The 15,605-nt window shown below is 34.8% G+C and carries 17 protein-coding genes; 10 read left to right on the forward strand and 7 right to left on the reverse strand.

Translation table 11 applies throughout. From position 1 onward, the window contains the following. The first annotated feature begins 99 nt into the window (after window positions 1-99). Window positions 100-1,152, forward strand: a complete 1,053-nt coding sequence (locus tag O9307_RS11890) for a ferredoxin--NADP reductase (protein ID WP_298299547.1) — start codon at window positions 100-102, stop codon at window positions 1,150-1,152. 46 nt (window positions 1,153-1,198) lie between these two features. Continuing rightward, window positions 1,199-1,507, forward strand: coding sequence for a hypothetical protein (locus O9307_RS11895; RefSeq protein WP_159688993.1), 309 nt, complete (start codon window positions 1,199-1,201; stop codon window positions 1,505-1,507). Window positions 1,508-1,877: 370 nt separating this feature from the next. Here the strand turns inward: O9307_RS11895 and O9307_RS11900 are convergent, their stop codons facing one another. The 3 genes from O9307_RS11900 to O9307_RS11910 form a co-directional block, all read right to left on the reverse strand. Further along, window positions 1,878-2,219 (reverse strand): hypothetical protein, encoded by a 342-nt coding sequence (locus tag O9307_RS11900; RefSeq protein WP_298299552.1) that lies wholly within the window; start codon window positions 2,217-2,219, stop codon window positions 1,878-1,880. Window positions 2,220-2,574: 355 nt separating this feature from the next. Next, window positions 2,575-3,582, reverse strand: a complete 1,008-nt coding sequence (locus O9307_RS11905) for a glycosyltransferase family 9 protein (RefSeq protein WP_298299594.1) — start codon at window positions 3,580-3,582, stop codon at window positions 2,575-2,577. Window positions 3,583-3,704: 122 nt separating this feature from the next. After that, window positions 3,705-4,310 (reverse strand): DUF4254 domain-containing protein, encoded by a 606-nt coding sequence (locus O9307_RS11910; protein WP_298299555.1) that lies wholly within the window; start codon window positions 4,308-4,310, stop codon window positions 3,705-3,707. A gap of 88 nt (window positions 4,311-4,398) precedes the next feature. Between O9307_RS11910 and upp the strand changes: the two genes are divergently transcribed. Continuing rightward, on the forward strand, window positions 4,399-5,052 hold the full coding sequence (gene upp, locus O9307_RS11915) for a uracil phosphoribosyltransferase (RefSeq protein ID WP_298299558.1): 654 nt from the start codon (window positions 4,399-4,401) through the stop codon (window positions 5,050-5,052). Window positions 5,053-5,334: 282 nt separating this feature from the next. Here the strand turns inward: upp and O9307_RS11920 are convergent, their stop codons facing one another. Then, window positions 5,335-6,264 carry a DUF6427 family protein gene (locus O9307_RS11920; RefSeq protein WP_298299561.1) on the reverse strand — a complete coding sequence of 310 codons (930 nt, stop codon included), beginning with the start codon at window positions 6,262-6,264 and terminating at the stop codon, window positions 5,335-5,337. A 147-nt stretch (window positions 6,265-6,411) separates the two neighbouring features. On the opposite strand from O9307_RS11920, the gene O9307_RS11925 reads away from it, so the two are divergent. Continuing rightward, complete coding sequence (locus tag O9307_RS11925) at window positions 6,412-6,642, forward strand: uracil phosphoribosyltransferase (RefSeq protein WP_298299564.1); 231 nt, start codon at window positions 6,412-6,414, stop codon at window positions 6,640-6,642. Window positions 6,643-6,719: 77 nt separating this feature from the next. Here the strand turns inward: O9307_RS11925 and purD are convergent, their stop codons facing one another. After that, the gene (gene purD / locus O9307_RS11930) at window positions 6,720-7,994 is read right to left on the reverse strand and encodes a phosphoribosylamine--glycine ligase (protein WP_298299567.1); all 1,275 of its coding nucleotides are present in this window, start codon (window positions 7,992-7,994) and stop codon (window positions 6,720-6,722) included. A 147-nt stretch (window positions 7,995-8,141) separates the two neighbouring features. Here purD and O9307_RS11935 point away from each other — a divergent pair, with 147 nt between their 5' ends. From O9307_RS11935 to O9307_RS11960, 6 genes are read left to right on the forward strand one after another with little or no spacing between them, the layout of a single operon-like run. Continuing rightward, window positions 8,142-8,366, forward strand: a complete 225-nt coding sequence (locus O9307_RS11935; RefSeq protein WP_298299572.1) for a hypothetical protein — start codon at window positions 8,142-8,144, stop codon at window positions 8,364-8,366. Between the two features lie 6 nt (window positions 8,367-8,372). Then, window positions 8,373-8,777, forward strand: a complete 405-nt coding sequence (locus O9307_RS11940; protein WP_298299575.1) for a putative toxin-antitoxin system toxin component, PIN family — start codon at window positions 8,373-8,375, stop codon at window positions 8,775-8,777. Beyond that, the gene (locus tag O9307_RS11945) at window positions 8,778-10,097 is read left to right on the forward strand and encodes a phenylacetate--CoA ligase family protein (protein ID WP_298299577.1); all 1,320 of its coding nucleotides are present in this window, start codon (window positions 8,778-8,780) and stop codon (window positions 10,095-10,097) included. A 32-nt stretch (window positions 10,098-10,129) separates the two neighbouring features. Further along, the gene (locus O9307_RS11950; protein WP_298299580.1) at window positions 10,130-10,651 is read left to right on the forward strand and encodes an ORF6N domain-containing protein; all 522 of its coding nucleotides are present in this window, start codon (window positions 10,130-10,132) and stop codon (window positions 10,649-10,651) included. A gap of 7 nt (window positions 10,652-10,658) precedes the next feature. Further along, window positions 10,659-11,753, forward strand: a complete 1,095-nt coding sequence (gene wecB, locus O9307_RS11955; protein WP_298299583.1) for a UDP-N-acetylglucosamine 2-epimerase (non-hydrolyzing) — start codon at window positions 10,659-10,661, stop codon at window positions 11,751-11,753. Then, window positions 11,753-12,937: a glycosyltransferase family 4 protein gene (locus O9307_RS11960; RefSeq protein ID WP_298299585.1), complete on the forward strand. Its 1,185-nt coding sequence runs from the start codon at window positions 11,753-11,755 to the stop codon at window positions 12,935-12,937. Before wecB ends, O9307_RS11960 begins: the two co-directional genes overlap by 1 nt. Here O9307_RS11960 and O9307_RS11965 read toward each other — a convergent pair. Beyond that, the gene (locus O9307_RS11965) at window positions 12,934-14,283 is read right to left on the reverse strand and encodes an exopolysaccharide biosynthesis polyprenyl glycosylphosphotransferase (RefSeq protein ID WP_298299587.1); all 1,350 of its coding nucleotides are present in this window, start codon (window positions 14,281-14,283) and stop codon (window positions 12,934-12,936) included. The genes O9307_RS11960 and O9307_RS11965 overlap by 4 nt on opposite strands. A gap of 25 nt (window positions 14,284-14,308) precedes the next feature. Continuing rightward, on the reverse strand, window positions 14,309-15,292 hold the full coding sequence (locus O9307_RS11970; protein WP_064716084.1) for a UDP-glucuronic acid decarboxylase family protein: 984 nt from the start codon (window positions 15,290-15,292) through the stop codon (window positions 14,309-14,311). Window positions 15,293-15,605: the final 313 nt, after the last annotated feature.

Consider the following 15,605-nt stretch of genomic DNA (forward strand, 5'->3'; position numbering starts at 1 on the left):
CATAAGATTCTTATACATAATACAATTAGGTATAAAAATTTTAATCGGTTGCGCTATCCAAGTTATGGTCTTTGCTATCTTTGTAAAAAAAATACACTTATGCCTTCCTTTTTAAAACTCCTCATCAAAGAAGTAAAACGCGAAACCAAAGATGCGGTTTCTATACTTTTTAATGTCCCAGAAGAACTTACCTCTAATTATACTTTTACCGCAGGACAATACCTTAACTTGCGTTTAACCCTAGACAATCAAGAGATTCGCAGGGCCTATTCTATTTGTGCTGCTCCTGAAAGTGGTGAATTACGCATTGCAGTAAAAGCGGTAAAAAACGGACTATTCTCCCAATTTGCCAATAGCCGATTAAAAGCGGGAGACGTACTCGAAGTAGGAGAACCTGAAGGGAAATTCACCTTCTCTCCTGATGCCGAGCGTCAAAGAAACTACGCCGCTTTTGTAGCAGGTAGCGGAATCACTCCTGTACTTTCTATCTTAAAATCGGTCTTAAAAAGTGAACCCAAAAGTTCCTTCGTGCTGGTTTACGGTAATAAAACTCCGGAAGAAACCATCTTTCATCAAGAATTACACGACTTGCAATTGCAATATGTAGGACGTCTTTTTGTACATTACGTTTACAGCAAAGTACACGCTGGAGAAGGCTTTTTTGGACGAATTGACAAATCGGTTGTCAATGCTGTGCTTACGCAAAAACATGAGGCTTTGAATTTTGACAAGTACTTTTTGTGTGGTCCAGAAGAAATGATTACAACCGTTTCTACCATCTTAAAAGAGAAAAATGTAAAAGAATCAGCCATCAAATTTGAATTATTTACTTCTTCTACCCAAGAAAAAACGATTTCCACAGCTGGAGAAGGCCACACAACTATTACTGTTGTGGTAGACGATGAAGCAACCACTTTTGAGATGTCGGCCAAACAAACCCTACTCGAAGCAGCTCTAAAACAAGGCATCGATGCTCCTTATTCTTGTCAAGGCGGAATTTGCAGCAGCTGTTTATGCCGTGTGACTGAAGGTACTGCCGAAATGAAGAAAAATTCTATTCTTTCTGATGATGAAATTGCCGAAGGTTTAATTTTAAGTTGTCAAGCCTATCCGACTTCGGCGACACTTCGTGTGGATTTTGATGATGTGTAAGCCCACTAACTCCCAAAAGGTGAATAATTGAAATTAGCAGCGTTTTATGAAATCCATACGAGAAATTTTTAAAAACAAAGACTATCTTTTGGACGAGCCTGAAGTAGTGGAATTAATGGACTATTGCGAGGCCTTGCAAGATGAAATTGTAGAATTCAAATTTCAACAAGCCAAAAATAAGGAATTGGCGATGCTCGACATGCTCAAAGAAGTACTCAAAGGTTGCAACGCAATCGAAAAAGAACAAATGGAACACGAGCGCTTTGGCTACGAAGCGCCTAATTATCAAGCCACTATTTCGAATTTGAAAAGCTATATCCTAGAACGCTGTCGAGACGAGAAGATTTATCTTTGATGAAATTCCAAATTCATAAAATCACAATAAAAAAATTCCAAATTCCAAACTAAATACTGTTGGAATTTGGAATTTATTATTACTTACAGCGTTTAGCCTCTTGGAGATATGGAGACTTATATATGTCTAAACTTTCTGTTAATCAATAATTTTACAAGTATAACAACTACTTTAAATTTAGCCAAACCTGCCATATTTCCAACAGCGGTTAGCATGTGTCCTTTTAATGTAGTAGCTCTTTAAGCCTAATAAATTCAGGTAAATTAAGAAATCTTTCTATATCGTATTCAATCTCTCTTTTGTTATTATTTTCTTCGTTCGGGTAAAATTTGTAATATGAATAATAAGCTTTATCTGTTTTAGTAATCTTCTATAAATCTGATAATTTAGTTATGCTGATATTTATATTTACTCCTGGTAGCCTTGATGTGAAAATCATTCTATTATTGTATGTATCGGCTTCATGTCTTTCAAAGTTTTCATTTGATAAAAAGGTATTAATAGATTCATTAAATTTTGCAGCGTCAATTTTAAAAGTTTCACTATTTATGTTATTTTTTACTACGCCTAAAGTGTCAATAAAAATATCCTTTCGCACTTCGATTCCGTTTTCTAATTTTGTTCCTTTTATTATATATACTTCAAATTTTTCATTTTGTTGACCGAAGCAAAAATTGAATGCAAAAAAAATAATTAAAAAATAGTTTTTCATAAGATTTATAAATTAGGTTGTTAAATGTTCTCCTTATTTGTTTAAAATATCTGCCAACTAAAATTTGGTTTGTTGAGCAAAAGCTGAAAATGAAATTAGGAACAAAGCTGCAATTCTTTGCATAAATAGTTTCTGTTTAATTGTATTTAAATTTCACGAGGCACAAAGCATCTTAAAAAATGCTCTACTCGGTTTAATTGAATTTTTTTGTCAGATTTGACTTATAGTTTCTAAAGATAGTATATTTAACACCAATTAATTAAAAGCACTTAGTTAAAAAATTGATAAAATTATTCTTTCAATAAAAGCTCAGGAAAAATGAGTCTTAACTAAGCACATTATTCTATTTACTTGCTTATAACAATTTTAAAATATTCCATACTACATCATCAGGCAAAATCGTTCGCATAGCATCCTCATAGCCTTTTACTTTTTTATTTCCATAGACCGAAGTGGGTAACTTTGGAAACAAATTTCGATCAGCAACCAAGGCGTTTTCTAACGGTTGATTAAAGGGCGAAAAACCGGCAAAAGGATGGGTTGCGCCCCAAAGTGTAATGACTTTTATGCCTAACATTGCAGCAATATGTGCATTGCCAGAATCCATAGACAACATGATATCAAGGTTGCTAATCAGTTGCAGTTCTTGTGTTAACTTAAGTTGCCCTGCAATGTTGATTACATTACCAAAAGGCTTTGCCAAAGCATCCAAAACTTCAATCTCCTTTTTTCCTCCACCAAAAAGTAAAATCGTTTGCTCTGGATTCTTGGCTAATTTTGAAATGACTTCCTGCATTAGATCCAAAGGAAACACTTTCGATTCATATTGTGCAAAAGGAGCAACACCAATTAATTTTTGAGTCGGATTACCAATGATTTTCAAAATTTCTTCGGACAAAACTGCTTTTTCAGGAAAAATAGGATTTGATAAATCTATCGCAAAACCCAGTGCTTCAAAAACTTGGCTATGTCTTTCAAACATCGTCGCTAGGGGTTTGAAAACCTTATTTTTGGATCGTGTTAAGGCTTTTTTGGCTGCTCTGCCTTTATCTACGGCTAGCACTTGTTTACCAAACAGCTCAAAAAGGGTGCGTATGCCTTGGGAACGAATTACATCATGTAAATCCACAAAAGCGTCAATTTTCAAAGCATACAACTCTCGAAAAAGCCGAAATCGTCCCAAAAAACCTTTGTGTTTTACTTTTTCATCAAAAGCAAAAAAAGTTAGGTTAGGAATACCGTCAAAAAAGGGTTGAAAAAAAGGTCGAGAAACCATTGTAATTTTCACATTGGGATATTGCTGAGCAAAAGCGCGAATAACAGGAACGGTCATCGCCACGTCTCCCATAGCCGAAAGCCTCATCACGACAATATGTTGAATTTTTCTTGACAATTAAATCTACGGAATTAAAAAACCAATAAGAAAATAAGTTCATAAAGCCTTACTAAATTTTCTTACTTTCTTAATGGTTCAATTATTTTGTTTTACTTTTTATTTTGATACAAAACAGGATTCAATTCATCGTCGTTGTACATTTTCATTTGTTTGTACACTTTCATAAATTTGTCACCGTTTTCAATATCTTGCAACAAATCATCGATGGCTTTAGATAAATCAGTTCTTTGTTCTAAAAGAATATTTAACTTGGTTTGACACTTGTCTCTGTGTTCTTGAGAAGCTTCAGCACGAGTGGCTTCTTCGTTCATGTGATAGATTTTCAACGCCAAAATTGATAAACGATCAAACGCCCAAGCTGGACTTTCAGAATTGATTTTAGCGGAATCTTTTACCACTACACCACTGTATTTTTGAAGAAAATAGCTGTCAATGTATTCTACCATATCAGTGCGCTCTTGATTGGAAGCATCGATTTTTCTTTTCAAAGTCAAAGCTGCCACAGGATCAATATTCGGATCACGGATGATGTCTTCATAATGCCATTGTACAGTATCTATCCAGTTTTTCAAGTATAATAAATGCTCGAACTTTTCTTTTGGAAAAGGGTTATTTATAGGTTGATCAACACTATCAAACTGATGATAATCTTTGATGCTTTGCTCAAATACAGAATACGCTAATTTTGAAAACATTTGTTTTATTTTATAAAGACAAAGATACTTTTTATACATTTATTGTATTGAAAATTATACATAAAATTAACTATTAAATTCGCTTATCATGCAAATCCATAATTTATCGGAATCCAATAGTGTTTTAAATCATTTTTTAGCACAAATCCGCGATGTTTCCGTCCAAAATGATAGCCTTCGTTTTCGAAGAAATATTGAACGCATTGGCGAAATTATGGCTTATGAAGTAAGTAAAGTGGTCGCCTATGAAGACGTTAGCATTTCGACACCTTTGGGAACAAAAGCGACCACAAAAATCAAAGATCCTCTTGTTATTTGTTCCATACTTCGAGCTGGGTTAACCTTACATCAGGGCTTTTTGAACTACTTTGACGCAGCCGAAAATGGATTTATTTCTGCGTACCGTCATCATCCGAACAATGATGATTCCTTTGACATTTTGGTCGAATATCAAGCCGTAGCCGATATTGAAGGAAAGAACATCCTTCTTGTAGATCCGATGCTTGCCACGGGACAATCTATCGTTGCTGTTTATAAAAAATTAGTAGAAAAGAAATCACCAGCGGCGCTTCACATTGCCGTAGTTATTGCTGCACCAGAAGGAATTGCTTACTTAAAGGAACATTTGCCCAGCACTTGCCATTTATGGATTGGAGCAATCGACGAAAAATTAAACGAAAAAAGCTATATCGTTCCGGGGCTAGGAGATGCAGGCGATTTGGCTTACGGCCCTAAATTATAGGGTTCTACCTCAACTGTGAGGGTAAACACTCAAGCAAAAAAAAGAACACAGGAGGTATGTAAGGTCATATAAGATTACAAAAAATGTACCATTACCTATTTTAAATGTAGGTCTATTAATTCGTTGTAGTAGGGATAGTAAGAGTTGTGTAAGAAATAGAGCGGTATGTTTATCAAACTTATATGACCTTAAATGCCTTAAATGGTTCAAAAATAGAAGTTGCTTGTGTTAGAATAAAACAATTTAAAATAGTAAAACCCGCACCATTCAGAGTAGAGCCAATTATAGTTGTGTGAAAAAAGTAAATAAACTACAAACAATCAGAACACCCAAAATTAATTCTTGTTTTAATTGCTGTTGAAATACTTCTAAAGTATTGGTTCCCATCATGGCCAAAGGGGCAAACGCAAAAAGCAATAGGTCGTTGTTTTTATCAGGAGAAATAAAAAAGACAGTCATCGCAATTACGAAAAAAGTAATCATTTTTATATATGAACTATGCAATAATTGAGGTTTGCTAGAATAAGACGATAGCATAATAATTACCATGAAAAGCGTTACAGTCATAAAGATTGCAAAAGCCCAATTTTGATAATTGTTTGTATAATAGGCTAAGGATAAATCTACATACAATTTATTCGACCAAAATTCTTCGACAGTTACCGCCTGAAAGGTGGCATAAACCATAAAACCAATCACTACAACCATCAATGCAATAAAGGGTAAAACCCAGTTTCGGTAGTCGTTAGAAACATGAAAAAGCACCGACATAAAAACCAAAAACATAAACAAAACGCACCAGGGTTGTATCATTGAAGCCAACAAAATCCATAAGGAAGCATCAAATATTTTCTCCTTGGATTCTTTTAAAGACTGTAAAGAAAGTAATCGTCGCAACGCTAAAAGCAAGAATGAATTTGCTACTATAATTTTTAGATTATCAAACAAAGAAGGAAAAAAAAGGAGGTATAAAAAGAAAAAGAAAACCGTGTAGGTACTGTCTTTAGTGAGTCCGTTTTTTTTACATATAAAATTGGTAATAAAAAGTGTCCCTACTAAAAGCAAAAAAATAAATGCCTTTTGTATAATCAAAAGCAGGGATTCGAGCCAAATTATTTCTTGAAATTGATACAATAAAAAGAAAAACAACATTAAAATTACTACTAACGAATAATTTAATGGTGTAGATTTTTTAAAAACACTTGTAATCATAAGGATATTTTATACTTTTGTGACTGTAAATATAATACTTGTTTAAAAAGGAATGGCGCAAGTGACTAAAGATTCTTCATTTTTTTGATTGCTTTTACTCTTTCGCTACTCTAAAAAAACACAACACATCCTTAATTTATATAAATTATGAAAGCATTTTTCGAAGCAATTCAATTTTTATTTGTAGACATTTTATTCAAACCACTAGATTGGTTACGTGAATTTGAACTTATTTCTTGGTTTGGTGCCAATTTCATCAACTGGATTTTTATGATTATTTGTTCTGCTGCCATTGTATATTGGATCAAACAATTACAAATTTTTGACGAAGCAGGAACTGAAAACCAAGACACGACTGCACACTCTTTCTTAAAATAGTTTATTTCTATTTTACGGCTAAAATAAAAAAAGCCCAGTAGTTACTGTTTTACTACTGGGCTTTTCTATGGTGACTTTTACACTAAGTCAAATCCTATATCTTTTCTATAATTCATTTTCTCGAATTGAATTTTAGATACATTGTCATAAGATTGCTGCAAAGCTTCTTGAAAATTATTTCCGTAAGAAGTAATGGCCATCACTCGTCCACCATTAGTAACAACAGCTCCGTTGTCTAATTTGGTACCCGCGTGGAAAACAATAGCGTTTTCTACATTTTCTAAACCTGAAATTACTTTCCCTTTCTCGAAATCTTCTGGATAACCTCCTGAAACTATCATTACGGTAGTAGCGCTTCTTTCATCAACTTCTAAATTGAATTCGTCTAATTTTTCATTGGCTACTGCCAAAAACAACTCCACTATATCCGATTTCAAACGTGGTACCACTACTTCTGTTTCTGGGTCACCCATACGAACATTATACTCAATTACAATAGGTTCGTTATTCACGTTAATCAAACCAATGAATACAAAACCTTTGTACGGAATGCCATCTTTTTGCAAACCAGCAATAGTAGGTTGTACAATTCGTGTTTCGATTTTTTCCATCAAAACAGCATCTACGTAAGGCACAGGAGAAACCGCTCCCATTCCGCCAGTATTCAATCCTGTGTCTCCTTCACCAATGCGTTTGTAATCTTTTGCAGTAGGCAAAATTTTGTAACTTTTACCATCGGTTAATACAAAACAACTCAATTCTATTCCATCCAAAAATTCCTCGATAACTACCTTTGAACTCGCAGGGCCAAATTTTTGGCCTACCAACATGTTGCGTAATTCGGTTTGGGCTTCGGCTAAATCCTGAATGATTAAAACACCTTTTCCAGCAGCTAGTCCGTCTGCTTTTAAAACGTAAGGCGGTTGAAGTATCGCCAGAAATTCGCATCCTTTTTCTACGGTTTCGGCTGTAAAACTATCGTAAGCTGCAGTAGGAACTTGGTGCTTCATCATGAATTCTTTGGCAAATTCCTTACTTCCTTCAAGTTGCGCTCCCAATTTTGATGGACCAATAACAGGGATGTGTTTTAAATCGGCATCATTCAAAAAGAAATCATACACACCTTTTACTAATGGGTCTTCTGGTCCTACGACTACCATCTCTATGTTTTCTTTGAGCACCACGGCTTTGATGGCTTCAAAATCTGTAGCGCTAAAATCTAAATTGGTTGCTATCTTTGCTGTTCCTGCATTTCCAGGCGCTACAAATAGCGTGTCACAAAGTGGACTTTGAGTCATTTTCCAAGCAAAAGCGTGTTCTCTTCCGCCTGAACCTAATAGTAAAATATTCATGTTGTAGTGGTTTATTGTGTTGATTTTTCTCCTAGTGAAGAAGTGGTGCAAAAATAGCTTGTTTTGAATTGAAATAATAATTTTTTTAACTACTTTTGAATTTAAAATTTGGTTTACAATAGCGTTTAACACCTTCAACTTTAGACCATGCAATCCGTTTTAAAACAACCCTTTACAAATGTTCAACTAGAACTTTTAAAAACTTTCTCTCATCAATTGACCGAAAGTGATTTGATTGCACTTAAAAAAACTATAGCCTTATTTTTCGCAGAAAGACTTACTGTTCAAGCAGATAAAGTTTGGGAAGAACTAAATTGGAATGATGAATTAATGGATAAAAAATTGCATACCAAAATGCGTAAATCTAAATAAATCCATTTGAAAAAAGTAGTCTTAGATACAAATGTTCTTTTAGTTTCCATATCAACCAAATCAAAATTGCATTGGATTTTTAAAAATTTATTAGAAGGAAATTACATCCTCTGTATAACTACTGAAATTTTAGCTGAATATGCTGAAATCATTGATCAACAAATGGGAACTTTAGCTAGTGAGAGTGCACTAGGCCTTTTAGAAAATTTACCAAATGTTGAGTTAATAACCAATTATTATAAATTCAATTTATTAAAAGATCCAGATGATAATAAATTTGTGGATTGTGCCATATCATCAAATGCAGATTTTATTGTAACACATGATGCAGATTTTTCAATTTTAAAGAAGATTGAGTTCCCTAAAGTAACCATAATAAACACGTTTGAGTTTAAAGCCTTTTTTGAATAAATGATCCCCCTTTTTAATCTAACCCTTCGACTTAATGGTTTCCCGATTCGTAAAGCAAAATTTGAATTGGATGCCATTTTTAAATTATCCGATACCGAACACCAGGCCTTTTTAGCCCAAAAAAAGAAGGAAATTGTGGCGTATCATTTAGAGAACAATGCTTTTTATAAAACATTGGTTGGCAAAACAACCATTGAAAACTGGAAAGATTTACCTGTTTTGAACAAACATCATCTTCAAAAACCATTGGCGGAACGTTTGTCGAAAGGTTATACAACCCAAAATGTTTATCTCAATAAAACCTCTGGCTCAAGTGGAACTCCTTTTGTTTTTGCCAAAGACAAATACGCCCATGCACTAACTTGGGCATCGAATATTACACGATTTGGTTGGCACGGTATCGATTTTAACAGCTCTTATCAAGCTAGATTTTATGGCATTCCGATGGATTTTTTGGGGTATAGAAAAGAACGACTCAAAGACTTTTTGAGTCATCGCTATCGCTTTCCGATTTTTGATTTATCGGATACCATTTTAGAAGGTTTTTTGAAAGAATTCGAGACCAAAAAATTCGATTATATCAATGGCTATACCTCTTCGATTGTTTTGTTTGCCAAATTTTTACAGCAAAAAAACATAGTGCTCAAAACGATTTGTTCAACGCTGAAGATGTGTGTAGTCACTTCAGAAATGCTTTTCCCAGAAGACAAAACCTTATTAGAAAAGCAATTTGGAATCCCAGTAGTTAATGAATACGGTGCCTCTGAGCTAGATTTGATTGCCTTTGAAAATCAAGACGGAGAATGGCAAGTCAACGCTGAAACTTTATTTGTAGAGATTTTGGACGAGAACAATCAAGCGGTTCCTAATGGTACTCCTGGGCGAATTGTGATTACTTCTCTCTTCAATAAAGCGCATCCTTTTATTCGCTATGACTTGGGTGACATTGGTGTTTTGGATGAAAAAAGTACTGCAAAAAAACCTATTCTCAAACAACTAATTGGGCGAACCAATGATGTGGCACAATTACCCAGCGGTAAAAAATCTCCGGGGTTGACTTTTTATTATGTGACCAAAAGCATCATAGAAGACGACGGTACTATCAAAGAATTTATCATCAAACAAACCCAAATCGATTCGTTTGAAATTGAATATGTAAGTCCAACCGAATTGACCACAGCACAAATTCAAAAAATTGAAAGTGCGATTGCCTTGTATTTAGAAAGTGGATTGATTTTTACTTTCACTCGAAAAGAAAAGCTTGAACGAAGCCATCGTGGCAAATTGAAGCAGTTTACTACATTTTTAAAAAGTAAATAAAATCGTATATTAGTGTTTTCAAAAGAGAACCTATGACTATCAATTCGCTACTTTCGGAAGAAACAATTGCTAACAAAACATGCTTTATCCGTAACCAAAAAGTGATGCTGGATCGTGATTTGTCTGAACTTTATAGTATTGAAACCAAAAGATTAAACGAACAAGTAAAAAGGAACATAGCTCGATTTCCGGAAGATTTTATGTTTCAATTAACTGAACTTGAATTTCAAAACTTGAAGTCGCAAATTGCGACTTCAAGTTGGGGTGGAACTAGAAAATTACCTTATGCTTTTACTGAACACGGCGTTTTGATGTTATCGAGTGTTTTAAAAAGCGACAAAGCCATTCAGGTAAATATCCAAATTATGCGCATCTTTGCCAAAGTAAGACAAATGCTTTTGGACACCACAGAATTAAAAATCGACATCCTTCAAATTCAAAAAAAATTAGAAAATCACGACAAAAATATTGAATTGGTTTTCTCCTATTTGGATGAGTTGACTGAGAAAAAAGAGAGCGAACCCAAGAGAACAACGATTGGGTATAAACACTAGACAAAAAATGAAAATCACCATAATTGCAGGAGCAAGACCTAACTTCATTAAGATTGCTCCGTTAATAAAAGCAATCGAAAAAAAACAAAAAGAAGGATACAAAATATCGTATCGGCTAATTCATACCGGACAGCATTATGACAAAAATTTAAGCGACACTTTTTTTGAAGAACTAAATATTCCAAAACCTAATGCAAATTTGGAGGTAAAAAGTGGTTCGCAAGCAGAACAAACGGCTGCCATCCTAATCGCTTTTGAAAAAGAAGTCATGGCCAATCCTTGCGATTTAGTTTTGGTGGTGGGTGATGTCAATTCGACGATGGCTTGTGCGATTGTAGCCAAAAAACAAAATATAAAAGTTGCGCATGTTGAGGCTGGAATCCGTTCGGGAGATATGACCATGCCCGAAGAAATCAACCGAATCGTAACCGATAGTATTACGGATTATTTCTTTACAACTTCCACCTCAGCATCTGAAAATTTATTGAAAAACGGAGTCGAAAAATCAAATGTTCATTTTGTTGGAAATGTGATGATAGATACCTTGTATCAAAATTTGAATCGAATAGTAGAACCGATTTTTTGGAGGGAATTACAGTTAGAAACTGGAGGTTATATTGTACTTACGCTTCACCGTCCCTCCAATGTAGATGAAGAACAATCTCTGATTCAATTACTTCAAGGTATTGATAAAATGGCAGCAGATAAAAAAATAATTTTTCCAATTCATCCACGAACCAAGGCAATTTTGGGAGAAAGAAATTTAGAACTAAAAAACATTCTTTTTGTGGAGCCACAAGGGTATCTGAACTTTATGTTTCTCATCAAAAACTGTTTTGCTGTGATTACTGATTCAGGAGGTATTTCAGAAGAAACAACGGTTTTAGGGATTCCTTGTTTTACCATGAGAAATAATACGGAACGCCCAGAAACCCAAACTATTGGAACTAATACTTTGGTAGGTACTTCTATTGAAAGTCTAGAAAAACACTATACAACGTTTTTAGATGCTCAAGACAAGGCTAAAAAAGTGCCTGGAATTCCAGAGCTTTGGGACGGAAAAGCTTCGGAACGAATTGTTGCTATTTTACTTCAAATCTAATGAAAGACATTCTCATTATATCCAATTATTATCCACCAGAAAAAGGAGCCGCCGCCAATAGGATTGAGCAATTGGCTTTGAAACTGAGTCAAAATAATTATAAAGTAACAGTTCTTTGCCCCTTGGGAAATTACCCCAAAGGCGAATTGTTTCCTGAGTATAAAGGAAAATTCTCTGTTATAGAAAACAGACAAAACATTACCGTCAAACGTCTTTGGATTTATCCGAGTGTCAGCAAAAATATTTTCAAAAGAACACTTTCGGTTTTATCCTTTTCGAGTATGCTTTTTTTGAATTTAATCTTCAAAAAAACACCTCAAAAAGTGATTGTACAGTCGCCCCCACTTTTGCTATCGTTTGTCTCGGTTGTTGCGCTATGGTTGAAAAGAAAAACCATTGTATTGAATGTTTCCGACTTATGGCCAACAGCAGCCATTGAGTTAAAAGCAATACAACAAGGAAGTATTTCGCATAAAGTTTCCTTGTTTTTTGAACACTTTATTTATGCCAAAGCTGAAGTGATTTTAGGGCAATCGAACGAAATTATCACGCATATAAAAGAACAATTTCCAGATAAAAAATGCTATTTATATCGCAACTTTCCCGATCACCAAAGGGAAGAAACTCAAATGGATTCCAATGTAAATGAACCCATTAAATTTTTTTACGCAGGATTATTAGGTGTTGCCCAAGGGGTTTTAGAATTGTGCCAAAAAATAAAGCTAGAGGGACTCAATATCGAATTACACATTTTTGGAGATGGTGCCGAAAAACTAGCACTTGAAGACTTCTTGGAAAAAAATCCTGATAAAAAAATAATTTTTCATGGAATGCTAGATCGTCACCTATTACACGAAAAAATAAAGAGTTTTGACATTGCAATTATTCCTTTAAAAACAAGAATATATGGTTCCGTTCCTTCCAAAATTTTTGAATATGGTGCTTTAGGATTTCCAGTTCTCTACTTTGGTGGCGGCGAAGGAGAGACCATTGTCTATGAAAACAAATTAGGTTGGGTAGCTCCAGTTGGCGATTTTGATCAATTAAATTCGATGCTCAATGAAATTTCAACTACAGGAAAAACCTATATTCAGCATATGAAAAAAGAGGTCTACTCGACCGCACAAAAAGAGTTCAATTTAGACTTACAAATCCAACAATTGATAAAAGAAAAAGTATTTTAATACGCTTTATCCTCGCCTTTGATGGTGTTGAAAATTGTCGTTAAAATGATTTTAATGTCCAACAAAATTGACCAATTTTCCATATAAAAAATATCATATTTCACTCGGTTGATGATATCCGTTTCTTTTTCTACCTCGCCGCGATAGCCTTTGGTTTGTGCCAAACCTGTAATGCCGGGTTTTACAAAATGACGCACCATAAACTTATTGACGCGTTGCGCATACATTTCGGTATGGCTCACCATATGTGGTCTTGGCCCCACTACCGACATTTGTCCCAAAAAAACATTAATAAATTGCGGCAACTCGTCGATGCTGGTTTTTCGCAAAAATCGTCCTACCCGAGTAATTCTTGGGTCGTTTTTGGAAACTTGCTCAATATGGGCTTCTGGATTCAAATTCATAGAACGAAACTTGTAACAATCAAATTCGTGATAGTTGAGCCCGTTTCTTTTTTGCACAAAAAACAAGGGGCCTTTAGACTCTAGTTTGATTATGATGGCCAAAATTGGGGTAAGCCAAGAGATAATTCCGATGATGACGAGTGAGGAAAAAACAAGATCAAAACCTCTTTTGATAGCTTTATTCAAATCGCTATCTAAAACAATAGTTCGCAAAGATATCACAGGAATATAATCGTAATAATCGAAGACAAAGTTGCGAGAAAGGATTTGTTTTTCATTGGGAATAAACTTCAAAGTTTTTAGATTATTATCGGCAAAATCAACCAAATCAGATATTTGTTTTTGGCTCAAGTCGTCCATCGCGCAGTACATCTCGTCGATTTTATGGGTTAAAACATACTCGCAACTCTCTATAATATGATCTTTGCGATGATGTTCTAAGTCGAATACTTTTTCTAAAACATAACCATAATCTGGGTTTTCGGTAAAAAAATGCTGCAATGGCGCAATGTTTTTTGCACTACCTAAAAGGACCACTTTTCTAAAATTACCTCCAAAAAGTACTCTGAATTTTTGAAGAAAAAAATAAATCGCCAACTTAAAAAACAATACCACCGCAATGATAATTGAACTAAAAAAGAGCGTCTTTTGAATACTTGCACTAGAGTTATTGATAAAAATTACGGCTAACGAAAACAGTGAAAATAGCATCCACTGCTTGAAAGCGCAGTTCAGTATAGCAATAACTTTAGTATACCGATATACTTCATAAAATCCTAAGGTCGATGCAATAACCAACCAAGCCATAATTAAGGCAATAGGATTATACGACAGCAATGGTAAATCGGTACAATAAATAGCGGCTACTAAAATGATTCCACAGTCCAAAACATAGGAAAAGGGTCGAATGTATCCTGAATATCTACCGGTTTTGGTCTTCACTGATGATGAGAATGAGGCTTTGGAATTAAAATATATATTTCGAAAAATCCTTGTGTTCTTCCTTAGATAACTCTTCTTTGGATAGCGATTTGAAATAATCATAGGTAATTTTCATTCCTTCAGCACGATTCACTTTGGCCTCCCAACCCAATAATTCTTTGGCTTTGGTAGTATCGGGTTGACGCTGCAAAGGATCGTTGATTGGCAATGGATGGTACACCACTTTTTGAGAAGTGCCCGTTAGTTTGATGATTTCCTCGGCAAAATCTTTAATCGTAATTTCGTCTGGATTTCCAATATTTACAGGATATACATAATCCGAATGCAACAATCTAAAAATGCCTTCTACTTGATCGTCTACATAACAAAACGAACGCGTTTGCATCCCATCACCAAAAATAGTCAAGTCTTCGCCTCGAATGGCTTGTCCAATAAATGCTGGAATCACACGCCCGTCATTGAGACGCATTCTTGGTCCGTAAGTATTGAAAATACGAACAATTCTAGTTTCAACTCCGTGAAACGTATGGTACGCCATCGTAATCGATTCCTGAAAACGTTTCGCCTCATCATACACACCACGAGGACCAATAGTATTGACATTCCCATAATATTCCTCCGTTTGTGGATGTACTAAAGGATCTCCGTATACCTCTGAAGTGGATGCGATAAGAATTCGGGCTTTTTTGACTCTCGCCAATCCCAATAAATTATGAGTGCCTAATGAGCCCACTTTTAGGGTTTGAATCGGGATTTTTAAATAATCAATAGGACTTGCTGGTGAAGCAAAATGCAAAATATAATCTAACTTACCAGGAACATGCACAAACTTGGTAATATCGTGATGGTAAAATTCAAAATGTTCTAATTTAAATAAATGCTCGATATTTTTTAAATCTCCCGTAATCAAGTTATCCATCCCAATTACGTGATATCCCTCGTTAATAAAACGATCACACAAATGCGATCCCAAAAATCCAGCTGCTCCAGTGATAAGTATTCTTTTCATTGCTTCCTTAGTATTGAATAACAAATGTAATTGATTTGAAGAAAACTCACCCACAAACCACTCCATTCTTTTACTCTAGAAGCAGCCAGCAAAAGCATTTTAGGCTACATCGTCCCGTGATCCGCTGTATCTTTGCTTTTTAAAAGAAAAAAGCAAAGGATGCCGCTACTCCCCTACCGTCTGGACACAAATATTTTTATGTTAAAATGGCACGCAGATTAGGCAGATTATCACTGATTTTTGGTTGTATTTTAAAATATTATTTATAAAACTTATGTTTTTTCTACACATTTTTTTAAAAGACAACAAATTT

Origin of the sequence: Flavobacterium sp. (genome assembly GCF_027531905.1) — a bacterium.
GTDB lineage: Bacteria > Bacteroidota > Bacteroidia > Flavobacteriales > Flavobacteriaceae > Flavobacterium.